Genomic DNA, 12,493 nt, shown 5'->3' on the forward strand with positions numbered 1-12,493 from the left:
GGGAGTCAAAAGAGGTAAATAGACTTGTTCTATTGACGGGTTTTCCAGATCAACAAAGCAAAATAAGTAAATAGAAATGCTCTATTGACTCATTTTCCAGATCAACAAAGCAAAATAAGTAAATAGAAATGCTCTATTGACTCATTTTCCAGATCAACAAAGCAAAATAAGTAAATAGAAACGTGCTATTGACTGATTTTCCAAATCGACAAGATAAAACATGTAAATAGAAGATCCTATTAGTCTTAGATTAATTTAATAGAAGCCATCCGTGTTGGTGAGAACCGTCCCCACCAACACACCAACACACCAACACACCAGACACCCTTAGTTTTTCTGAAGATATAGGTCATAAAGGTAGGCAACCCATTTGGTGTGGGAGTTTATGTAAAGGTTTCGCACTAGGCCTTTAATGACGGATTTAGGCAAATTTGGATTTTGCAGGTCGGCACGTAAAAGTTCTAATGATTCCAGAACAATGGGATCACTTACTTCTTTTACCTTTTGCTCAAGAACTTTTATTAATCCATCTCTTGTTGGTTCTAAATGTTCAAATTTATTTAAGGATAAGAAATTTTCCGATATGAGTTGAATAGAAGAATTCTTTGTTGTAAGGGTTGTTTTTTCAACTAATGATTCACAAAGCAAGTGAAGATCTATAGGGTATTTATAAATGAAAAATAATTCAGAATAAGTTCTTATTAACCCTTTTATGAAGTAAACCGAATCAGGCACCATTTCCTCTCGTAAATCGGGGAATTGTCTCCTAATAACAGAGGCAATTATTAGATTGAAAGATCCATCATACTTGGCGAATACCTCAAACAATTCTTTGTTGCTAATATTAGAAGACTGCTCCCTCATAAGTATTTCGGCGAATTTAGAGTGTTTTTGATAGGAAATAAATATAGATTGATATAATTGATAAAGTACGTTTTTAGGAGATGAGTCTTTATTGACCGACTGTTCAATATCCACAATGATTTCTGTCATAAAATGGTCAATTAATCCTAAGACGAGCTCTGATTTTGATTTAAATTCTAAGTAAAATGCTCCCTTAGAAACACCACATCTTTGTGTTATTTGTTGAATAGATGTTGATTCTATCCCGTTTTCAGCAAATAATTCTAAAGCTTTTTCCATGATTATTTGTTTTTTTACTGCCAATATAGACACCCCCGATAAAAACTAATTTGACAAATGACCGTGTAGTCATTATTATATATACTTGTAAACTATAAGTCAATTTAGGGGGAACGTATTAAATTGAAAAATCTAGTAAACTTCGTCTTGAGAAATAAACTTGCGGTATGGCTTTTGACCATTATCATTATTGTCTCTGGTATTTATTCTGGAACAAAAATGAAAATGGAGACCATCCCAGATATATCAATCCCTTATTTAATAGTGATGGATGTATATCCTGGTGCAGCGCCAGAACAAGTAATGGAAGAAATCTCTATACCTTTAGAGAAAAATATTGAAGGATTGGAAGATGTCAAAGCGGTCTTTTCAAGTTCTTCATCCAGTATATCCCAAATCCAGGTTGAATATGATTATGGGGTGGATATGGATCAGAAAAAGCGCGAACTAGAGTCAGCTCTCGATAAAGTAACGTTGCCAGAAGATGCTCAAGAACCATCTATTATGGCAATTAGTATGAACATGATGCCTGTTTTGGCACTGTCCGTCAGTAGCACGGAAGAAGACATTAGTGAATTAACATCGACAGTGGAAGATGTTCTTTTACCTGAAATTGAAAAAATTGATGGAGTAGCATCCACAACGATTACAGGGCAACATATGGAAGAAGTTCAAATTACTTATGACCAAGAAAAAATGGCTGAACTAGGCTTGAAGGAAGATCAAGTAAAACAAATGGTTCAAGCTAGTAATTTGGGTGTGTCTTTAGGGTTATATGAGTTTGAAGAAGGAGAACAAGCCATTGCGGTTGATGGGAATTTTGCATCCATTGATGATTTGAAAGGGATGTTAATACCAGTAACACCTTCCCAAGCGAATCCAACCCCGTTTGTTACCTTAGCTGATATTGCTAATATTGAATTAGTGGGAAAAGTTCAGTCTATCTCCCGTACGAATGGAGAAGACTCCATCTCAATTCAAATCGTTAAGGGTCAGCAAGCAAATACAGTAGAGGTTGTAAATGCTGTAAAAGATTTAATTGGAGAACAGGAAGAAACCATTGATGGATTAGCAATCGACGTTTCTCTTGACCAGGGGGAACCTATTGAAGAATCCGTATTTACAATGGTGGAAAAAGCAGTATTTGGTGGCCTCTTCGCCGTTTTAATAATTTTACTGTTCCTACGAGATTTCAAATCAACCATAATTTCCATCGTTTCTATTCCAGTGTCTATTTTTATGGCATTACTTCTTTTAAACTCGATGGGCATTACGCTTAATATTATGACGTTAGGTGCCGTCACGGTAGCTATAGGGCGTGTTATTGATGACTCTATTGTTGTTGTGGAAAATATATACCGGCGCATGCATTTGAAAGAAGAGAAATTGCAGGGGCGCGCTTTAATACGTGAAGCAACTATTGAAATGTTTAAACCAATCTTATCTTCCACACTAGTTACTGTTGCTGTTTTTGCACCATTAATGTTTGTGAGTGGAATGGTAGGGGAATTGTTTGCTCCTTTTGCCTTAACCATGGCTTTTGCCCTTGGTGCGTCATTGCTCGTCGCAATCACTATAGTTCCAGCTCTATCTCATTTCCTATTCCGTAAAAAGTTATATGGGAAAAAAGATGAGGTCAATCATAAAGGCGTTGGAAAGATGGCGACCTGGTATAAGGGAGTCCTTAAAAAGGCATTAAATCACAAAATAATCACATCAACAATTGCCATTCTTTTACTAGGTGGTTCGATAGCACTGACTCCAATCATTGGATTTAGTTTTATAGGGACAGAGCAAGAAAAAGTTATTTATCTAACTTATACACCTGGAACAGGTGAATTACAGGATGTAACCTTAGAAAATGTGGAAGAAGTCGAGAGAGAGTTAATGAAACTAGAAGATCTTGATATTCTACAATTTTCAATCAATGATTCAAGCAGCGCAGATATCTCTTCCATAATGACTGGTGGCGGAAGTGGGGCACTAATGTACCTTATTTTCGACAATGATACGGAAGATTTTGCGGATGTAAAAGAAGAAGTAGAAGATTATGTGTTCAACATTGGCCATTCAGGTGAATGGAAATCCCAAGACTTTGCTACTATGGGAATGGGCACAAATGAGGTCAGCTATACACTTTATAGTGAAAATTTAGATGATTTATTATCATCCGTTAAACAGGTGGAAGATACTTTAAAAGAAGTAGATGATTTAGAAGACGTTACGTCTGATGCAGAAGATCCATATGTTGAACATGTATTAAAAGTGGATCAAAAGCATGTTTTACAATACGGTTTAACTACAGCTCAGATTATGATGGCATTGAGTTCTAATCAAAGTGAAAATGTTTTAACAACAGTTGAAAGTGATGGAAAAGAAATTAACGTTATAATTAAACAAGAAGCAGCCAAAACTCCATCTACATTTGACGAGTTGTTAGAAAAAGAAATCATGACTGCACAGGGTCAAACCTTACCTTTATCGGAACTAATCACTGTTGAAGATGGAACAACACTAAATACATTATCACGTAGTGAAGGTCAATTCTTTGCAACTGTTTCTGGTACGGTTGTTACAGAAGATATTTCGAAGGCAACTGGAAGTGCGGAAGAAAAAATCGATGCGCTTGATATGCCAAAAGGCGTTTCCATTGGCGTAGCTGGTGTAGCAGCTGATATGAATGAGACCTTCCAGCAATTGGGGATTGCTATGATTGCAGCTGTGTTAATTGTTTACTTCATTCTAGTGGTCACATTTGGGGAAGGATTAGCACCATTCTCTATCCTATTCTCGTTACCGTTTGCTGTTATTGGTTCCTTTGTTGGCCTTCTAATTGCTGGAGAAACGATCTCTGTTTCCGTTATGATGGGTCTTCTTATGCTGATTGGTATCGTTGTAACGAATGCAATCGTCCTTGTCGATCGAATCATTCATATGGAACGTGATGGATTATCCATGCGTGAAGCCATTCTTGAAGCAGGGGCTACTCGTTTACGACCAATTTTAATGACTGCCATTGCAACTATTGGAGCAATGACGCCGATGTTATTCGGTGGAGCAGGGTCAGGCTTAATATCAAAAGGACTAGCCATCACTGTTATTGGCGGTCTGATATCAGCCACACTCCTAACCCTTGTAATAGTACCAATTGTTTATGAAACTCTATCAAAAATGGTGAAAAAAGATCGGAAAAACATCCAAGAAAACTAATCTCACATTTTAGGTGGGTGTGTTGGTGGGGACGGTTCTTACCAACACGATTACACGAACCAAAAATTTTAAAATGCTAGACCCTTGTTTCGAAGGGTTCTAGCATTTTTTTTTATCCCACTTGAACGGGCAGCCAACCATGAAGCAAGCTTCACTAACAAGGATGAAACTAAGTTTAAGTTGCCCATACTGATACTACGGCTGGAGAGGAAGGTCGAATTATTGTGGTACCTCGAGTCCATCGGGCAGTCTGACACCAACGACCAAGGTACACCAACAACTGTCGATCCCTCTTGGGGGAAGCACGCATGGGCTCGTAAATGTCCGATTCATTCAAGGACCTTTAGGTCATGCCCTTGGGTGCTAACAATCAATGGGGGACGGCCACTGATTGAAGTTTCGCTTTTTTACTATTAATCGACTAAAGATAAATAACTGTTATATGATTAAACTGACTTGCTTTTACAGCATAAGTTACTATTTTTTTTAAAGAAAGACCTTGATACCCTAACTTACGATCCAAGATAGACAGAAGCATTTTTGCGAAACTTAGATAGAATACTGTACTGTTAAATCTATGTAAATTCTACCTTTTCACAGTGAATATGTTTGAAAGTCTGATATAATTCAAACTGTAAAAAATAAAAAAGTGGAGGGGAAGCATTTGAATAAAAAATCGTTCTTAGTCTTTTTTAATGTTGTTATTGCTTTATTTCTTGTTTCTGGAAATCTAGTATTTGCCCATGGAGGAGATTTTGAAGAAGGAACAAACCTCGTACCACATCACAACAAAGATCAACATCCCCTAGATGAAACAACTTTAACTTTACTTCACGATACACATCTTCATGGTAATTTTGGGGATGAAGATGGGGCTGAGAACATTGCCAACTACTTTGGATTAATCAACAAAATTAAGCAAGAAAACCCCAATACTTTGATGATTGCGAATGGAGACGATGTTGCTACATCCGTTCTTTCTTCCGTTTTTAATGGAGAGCATATCATCGAAGCTTTCAATACTGGTGGTATCGATGTGGATACATTTGGAAACCATGATTTCGATATGGGACCAGACCAACTTTTAACTCTTGTAGAAAAAAGTGAATTTCCTTGGGTTACTGCAAACGTCATTGACAAACGCACTGGTGATACCTTTGGACAGGAACAGGGTGTACAGCCTTTTATTATTAAAGAAGTGAATGGTGTAAAAGTGGGTCTCACTGGTTTAATTACAGAAGAGGCGCCGTATGTTACATCAATGGGAGAAAATGCACAGGTGCTTGATGCGGTGGAAGCTATGAAGGCTGTTATTCCAAAAATGGAAACAGCGGGTGCAGAAATTATTGTTGTATCCTCTCACTTAGCAAGCTCAAGAGCGAGAGAGGTAGCGGCACAAGTAGATGGCATCGATGTTATGGTTGGTGACCATGTCGCAGTTGCTAATGAAAGCCTAGAAGTCATTAATGATACACTACTTGGTTTTGTTGGAGACGAATTTGAATTTTTAGGTGAAATTAATCTTAAAATTGAAAACGGGGAAGTTGTTGATTATAATTTTGCTCGTTATTCATTAGAGGATGAGGTTGCTAATGGCCTGCAACCAGACGCTAATGTAAAACAGGTAATGGATAATTATAATTCTCAGCTTGATACAGATTTAAATGTAGTCATTGGTCAAACTGAAACAGAGCTTGATGTCATGAAAGCAAATCAAAGAAAGGAAGAAACAAAAATCGGTAACTTTGTTGCTGATGTTATCAAAGATTATACAGATGCCGATGCTGCTTTAATAAATGGTGGCGGTATACGTGCCGATCGAATTTTTCCAGTAGGTGATCTAACTAAACGTGACATAATGGATGCTCTCCCATATACAAACTATGTCGTGAAAATTGAAGTGACTGGACAAGCTATTCAAGATGCTTTAGAAAATGCAGTAAGTGAGGTTGAGAATGGAGCAGGCCGATTTGCACAAGTTAGTGGGATTAACTATAGCTTTGATTTAGATCAGCCTGTCGGTTCTAGAATCATTGAAGCTACCATCAATGGCGAACCTATTGACGAAAATAAAACATACACACTTGCAACTGTCGATTTCATTGCCGAGGGTGGAGACGGATATGCCTCTTTTGAAGGGTCCACGTATCTCATCAATGCTAACTCAGGTCCATTACTATCTAATCTAATAATTGAAACTATTGAAGCTGAAGGTACAATCAATCCTGAAATTGAAGGAAGAATTGCAAACCTAACCGGCACAGACTATGGAAATACTGACGAAACAGAAAACGAAGGAGAAGATGGCGAGGAATCTCCAACTACAGGTACTGATGATGAAGGCAGTGCCAATGAACAAGACACAAATACAGACACAGGAAATGAACTCCCAGACACAGCAACTAACACCATGAACATTATTCTTCTAGGACTTACCCTATTAGCAGCAGGAGCCCTTTTATTCAAAGTGTGTTGGTAGGGACGGTTCTTACCAACACAAAAAGTAATAAATATAAAAAAGGTAGACCCTTATGCTCGCTACGCTAAGGGGTCTACCTTTTTATGCTATCATAATTTATAACTTTAGTAGGTGATAGTATAAGTAAAACTAAGGCATTCGCGATTAGGACTTGCACTCTAGAGTATAAGGGATTTTAAGAAAAATATGCTTTCAAGAATCCCTTTAACGATAAGCTGAGTTTTTCTAAGGAACAAATTAGAGGAAGGAGAGATCGTCTCTCCTTCTTAGACTTATTAGGTTCCTTTCACAACATCAATTTCAAGAAATTTCTCGATCGAAAAAGCTGCAACGCCTAATGCCGTTGAATGTGAATTTAAGTGGGAGAAATCAATTTTTACATCATTTCGATGAAATCTAAGAGAGTTATTATTAACTTTAAGTTCGAGAGCAGCCCTTATCCATTGTTCAGCTATTTCCATTCGATTCCCAATGATTACTTTTCTAGGATTGAATCCATTCACAATGTTAGTGACACCGATACCAAGGTATTCTCCTACTTCACTAAAAAGGGTTTTAATTCTTTCATCACCGGAGGCTGCAAGCTCACATAATAATTCTAATGTTACGTCGTCTCTTGTAGCTAAATAATCTATCTTTTTAGCTTTTTTTATTAAGGCTTGCTCAGACGCATATAATTCCCAGCACCCTTGATTTCCACATCGACAAAGTAGTCCATTACTTTCTATAGTCATATGGCCAAATTCTCCAGAAAGGCCGTTATTTCCTTTGTAGAGTTTATCATCAAGTATGAGTCCCACACCTATACCGATTCCAACACTTACATAAATGATATCTTGCTCATTCTTGCCTGCACCAAACGTTTTTTCGCCATACGCACCAGCATTTGCTTCGTTTGCAATCGTTACTGGAACATTAAATTCTTGCTCCATAGAGCTCTTCAAATCTTTATTTCTCCATCCCAAGTTTGGAGCGAATAAAATTTCACCACTATTACTAACGACTCCAGGAACACCGATACCAATTCCTACTACACCATATACACTATTTTCAGAAGATAATTTTAAGTCGTAAATGATTTCGATAATATGAGCAAGAATCTCTTCATAAGTAAGCTCAGTAAACAATCTTTTCTTTTCTGTAACAATATTTCCTTTGAGATCGGTTAAAATACCGAGGAGATAGTTGACTCCTACATCAATCCCTATGGAGTAGCCCGCTAGGTGATTGAATAGCAACATAAGGGGTCTTCTACCACCACTTGATTGACCAGGACCAGATTCATAAATTAGGTGCTCATCTAATAATTCACTTGTTAGAGAGGAGACTGTTCCCTTATTGAGTCCAGTAATTTTTGCAATATCTGCTCGGGAGATAGGAGACCGACTTTTAATAACTTCTAATACTAGGGTTTTGTTTTCTTTTTTTACTTCATATTGGTTCCATATTTTACTCAATTGATCATCAGCTCTCTCATTATATTTCTAATATTATTTTACCATACACTTAGTTTATTCGGTAGACGAACTATATGAAAATTTGTTATAATATAGACAAGTTAGATATCAACTATTTATGGAGGTCTTAAATATGGCATTTTTTGAAAACGTTAACACTATTACATTTGAGGGAGCGAGCTCTAAAAATCCACTTGCTTTTAAATTTTATAATCCATCTGAAATAATTAATGGAAAAACAATGGAAGAATATTTGCGTTTTGGCGTTGCTTATTGGCACACTATGACTCAAGATTTAACTGATCCATTCGGTGAAGGAACTGCTATTCGTCCTTGGGCTAATTATACTGGATTAGACTTAGCAAAAGCACGTGTGGAAGCTTCTTTTGAATTTTTTGAAAAGCTTGGAGTTCCTTATTTCTGTTTCCATGATGTTGATATTGCACCTGAAGGCGGGAGCTTAAGGGAATCTAATAAAAATCTTGATATTATTGTGAACATGATTCAAGAATATATGAAGGGCAGTAAAGTTAAACTTCTTTGGAATACAGCGAATATGTTTTCTCATTCACGCTGGGTTCATGGTGCAGCAACATCAAGTAATGCAGATGTTTTTGCATATGCTGCTGCAAAAGTGAAAAAGGGATTAGAGGTTGGAAAACAATTGGGTGCTGAAAACTATGTGTTCTGGGGCGGTCGTGAAGGTTACGAAACTTTATTAAATACTGACTTGAAGCTAGAATTAGATAATTTAGCACGATTCTTCCATATGGCAGTTGATTATGCGAAGGAAATTGGTTTTGATGCACAGTTCTTAATTGAGCCAAAACCTAAGGAACCAACTACCCATCAATATGACTTTGATGTGGCTTCAAGCTTTGCATTCTTACAAAAGTATGATCTTCAAGATCATTTCAAATTTAATATTGAAGCTAATCATGCAACTCTCGCGGGACATACATTTGAGCACGAATTACGCTATGCAAGAATCAATGGGATGTTAGGTTCTGTGGATGCAAACCAAGGGGATCCATTATTAGGATGGGATACAGATGAATTTCCAACTGATTTATACTCCACCACCCTAGCAATGTATGAAATTATTAAAAATGGTGGATTAGGTTCTGGTGGTCTAAACTTTGATGCTAAAGTTAGAAGAGGATCTTTTGAAGCAGAAGATTTATTCCGTGCTCATATTGCTGGAATGGATAGTTTTTCAATAGGCTTGAAATTGGCTAACCGTCTAATTGAGGATCGTGTTCTTGAAAATATCGTTGATGATCGCTACAGCAGTTATAAGGAAGGAATCGGTAAGGATATTATCGAGGGGAAGACTGACTTTCACAAATTAGAGGCATACGCTTTAGGATTAAACGAAATTCAAAATAAATCTGGCCGTCTAGAATCCATCAAAGCTACGATCAATCAATATCTTGTTCAACTGTACGGAAACAAATAAATCCTGTTTTTTAATATAGTTAAAGGTGGTTCTTCTATGGAATATGTAATTGGTGTTGATTTGGGAACGAGTGCCGTTAAGATCTTGTTAGTTAATCAAAACGGACAAATTGAGAAGGAAGTATCAAAAGACTACCCTTTAATTCAAGAAAAGACAGGATATAGTGAACAAAACCCTGAAGACTGGGTAGTGCAAACGCGGGAAGGATTATCTGATTTAGTTGATTCGTTTAATGGTGATGTAAAAAATATTAAAGGGATTAGCTTTTCAGGACAAATGCATGGCCTAGTGTTACTTGATGAAGAACATCAAGTATTAAGAAATGCTATCCTTTGGAATGATACTCGTACTACTAAGCAATGCCGAGAGATTTATGAAAAGGTTGGAAAAGAAAAGTTTATTTCTATTACAAAAAATATGGCTCTCGAAGGCTTCACCTTGCCCAAAATTTTATGGGTGAAAGAAAATGAACCCGAAATCTATCAAAAAGTCTCTAAGTTTTTATTACCTAAGGATTACTTAAGGTATCGCATGACTGGAAAAATACACATGGATTACTCCGATGCTGCAGGAACTAGTTTGCTTGATATTAGTGTCAATCAATGGAGTGAAGAAATTTGTGAATTGCTGGATATCAATTCTGTAATTTGTCCTCCATTGGTTCCGTCTCATGAAAAAGTGGGGACCATTACTACTGAGTTTGCTCAGGTGACAGGGCTAGATCCAAAAACTGCTGTTTTTGCAGGTGGTGCTGATAATGCATGTGGAGCAATCGGTTCAGGTATTTTGTCAGAAGGAAAAACGTTTTGTAGTATTGGAACGTCCGGAGTCGTCCTTACTTATGAAGAATCAGGTGAAAGGGATTTCAAAGGGAAAGTTCACTACTTCAATCATGCAAAAGCTGTTGCGTATTACACAATGGGTGTAACGCTTTCAGCAGGGCATAGCTTAAACTGGTTTAAAAATGTATTTGCTAAAAATGAAGACTTTGAAACCTTATTAAAAGATATTGGAGAAGTTCCAGTCGGATCGAATGGACTTTTATTTACTCCATATCTCGTAGGGGAGAGAACTCCTCATGCTGATTCAACCATTCGAGGAAGCTTCGTAGGTATGGACAGTTCCCACACGAAAAATGAGTTTGTGAGAGCGGTATTAGAAGGAATCACATTTTCTCTGAATGAATCCATTCAAATCTTTAGGGGAAATGGTAAAGAAATTTCATCTATTTATTCCATTGGAGGAGGTGCTAAGAATCCCCATTGGTTGCAAATGCAGGCTGATATATTTGATGCAAAGGTTGTTAAGCTTGCTAGTGAACAAGGACCAGGAATGGGTGCAGCAATTCTTGCACTGTACGGATGTGGATTCTACAGTTCTTTAGAGGAATGTGCCAGTGCTATCTTAGAGGAATCTGAAGTTTTTGAGCCAATTAAGGAAAATGTCGAGAAGTATAAACAACTGTTTTCGATATATCAAAAAGTCTATAGAAAAACATCTGAGATCAATGAGGATTTAATGGCATTTCGTAAATAAAATAGGAAAGCACTGCTGTATGATGTTATATCATATCAGCAGTGCTTGTTACCCCTATTTTGAGGGTGAAATAAGGGGATGAAACGTGAAAGTGGTTTGATGTTTGTACCTCTCTCCTGCCTTTACCATAATGTTTGGAAGGTTACTATGGTGTAGGGAAGCAGGTGAACCTTGTGTTTCAAAGCAAATTCCTAAATGCTTGGTTGACTTTCTTTCATTTAGTTCAGTTCCTTCTAAAAGTTTATTTCCCGTATACATGACCATCCCGGGTTGGGTGGTTTCAACGGTTAGAGATCTTCCACTATTTCGATCCTCCACCAAAACTTTTTTATCCTCATTAGTATCAAAAATGAAGTAATGGTCATAACCATTGCCAACTATCTTATTCTGCTCAGAACCACGCTCAATTCCTTGTCTAATTCGACGACCTTGTCGGAAGTCGAAAGTACTATTCTCTGCGACATCAACAATTTTTCCTGTTGGAATAAGAGAGTGATCTAACTCCACAAACTGAGAACTTGGTAATTGAACGTGGTGATCATGAATGGTTTCTTTAAGATTTCCACTTAAATTAAAATAGGTGTGATTCGTGAGGGTTAATGGTGTATCTTTCTCCGAAGTTGCCTGATAATCTAAAATTAGCTTGTTTTCATTCGTAAGAGTGTAGGTCATCCTGACATGGACGTCTCCAGGAAATCCACTCTCCCCATCTCTGCTTAAATAGGATAGGACAACTCCAACTTCACTATCACCTTGAAAAGTTTCTGTTTCCCAAACCTGCCTATGGTATCCATTGGAGCCGCTATGTAAATTGTTTGTTCCATCATTTTGTTCAAGTTGATATTTTATTCCGTTCCATTCAAATTCTGCATCCTGTATTCTTCCTGCAACACGACCAATTACTGAACCTAAATAGAAGGGGTTAGTTTCATAGTCCTGTATATCCTTGTATCCTAAGACAACATTCTCCACTTCTCCATTTTTATTCGGAGTCTTTATTTTAGTGATTACTCCTCCGTAATTAAGTATTTCGACTTCCATCCCATGATCATTTTGTAAAGTAAATAACTGCCACATTCCTAATACATCTTCTGTCAGAATCTTCATGTCATCATCTCCAAAAAAGTTGGTAAATCCATCCTTTAAGGATAGTTTATCATATCAATCCTATCAGTCACAGTAATGCTCAATATTTTGCGATGTATGGGA

At 37.2% G+C, this 12,493-nt stretch carries 7 protein-coding genes; 4 read left to right on the forward strand and 3 right to left on the reverse strand.

Annotated features, from left to right (window positions below):
* Positions 1-327: 327 nt before the first annotated feature.
* The gene (locus RZN25_06800) at positions 328-1,167 is read right to left on the reverse strand and encodes a TetR/AcrR family transcriptional regulator (GenBank protein ID MEQ6376535.1); all 840 of its coding nucleotides are present in this window, start codon (positions 1,165-1,167) and stop codon (positions 328-330) included.
* Between the two features lie 99 nt (positions 1,168-1,266).
* Between RZN25_06800 and RZN25_06805 the strand changes: the two genes are divergently transcribed.
* Entirely contained in the window at positions 1,267-4,353 is a 3,087-nt protein-coding gene (locus RZN25_06805) for an efflux RND transporter permease subunit (GenBank protein ID MEQ6376536.1), read from the forward strand.
* Positions 4,354-5,017: 664 nt separating this feature from the next.
* Entirely contained in the window at positions 5,018-6,832 is a 1,815-nt protein-coding gene (locus tag RZN25_06810) for a 5'-nucleotidase C-terminal domain-containing protein (protein MEQ6376537.1), read from the forward strand.
* A gap of 275 nt (positions 6,833-7,107) precedes the next feature.
* On the opposite strand, the gene RZN25_06815 is transcribed toward RZN25_06810, so the two are convergent.
* A complete protein-coding gene (locus RZN25_06815; GenBank protein ID MEQ6376538.1) occupies positions 7,108-8,289 on the reverse strand; it encodes an ROK family transcriptional regulator in 1,182 nt (393 codons plus the stop codon).
* Between the two features lie 133 nt (positions 8,290-8,422).
* On the opposite strand from RZN25_06815, the gene xylA reads away from it, so the two are divergent.
* Both xylA and xylB read left to right on the forward strand, forming a co-directional pair.
* Positions 8,423-9,748 (forward strand): xylose isomerase, encoded by a 1,326-nt coding sequence (xylA, locus tag RZN25_06820; GenBank protein MEQ6376539.1) that lies wholly within the window; start codon positions 8,423-8,425, stop codon positions 9,746-9,748.
* A gap of 36 nt (positions 9,749-9,784) precedes the next feature.
* Positions 9,785-11,284, forward strand: coding sequence for a xylulokinase (xylB, locus tag RZN25_06825; GenBank protein MEQ6376540.1), 1,500 nt, complete (start codon positions 9,785-9,787; stop codon positions 11,282-11,284).
* Positions 11,285-11,338: 54 nt separating this feature from the next.
* Here the strand turns inward: xylB and RZN25_06830 are convergent, their stop codons facing one another.
* A complete protein-coding gene (locus tag RZN25_06830) occupies positions 11,339-12,391 on the reverse strand; it encodes an aldose epimerase family protein (GenBank protein ID MEQ6376541.1) in 1,053 nt (350 codons plus the stop codon).
* Positions 12,392-12,493: the final 102 nt, after the last annotated feature.

It is taken from the genome of Bacillaceae bacterium S4-13-56 (assembly GCA_040191315.1).
Taxonomy (GTDB): Bacteria; Bacillota; Bacilli; order Bacillales; family JAWJLM01; genus JAWJLM01.

Coding starts and splice junctions, on each gene's coding strand:
- xylA (MEQ6376539.1), top strand. CDS start 8,423: ATGGCATTTTTTGAAAACGTTAACACTATTACATTTGAGGGAGCGAGC.
- xylB (MEQ6376540.1), top strand. CDS start 9,785: ATGGAATATGTAATTGGTGTTGATTTGGGAACGAGTGCCGTTAAGATC.
- RZN25_06830 (MEQ6376541.1), bottom strand. CDS start 12,391: ATGAAGATTCTGACAGAAGATGTATTAGGAATGTGGCAGTTATTTACT.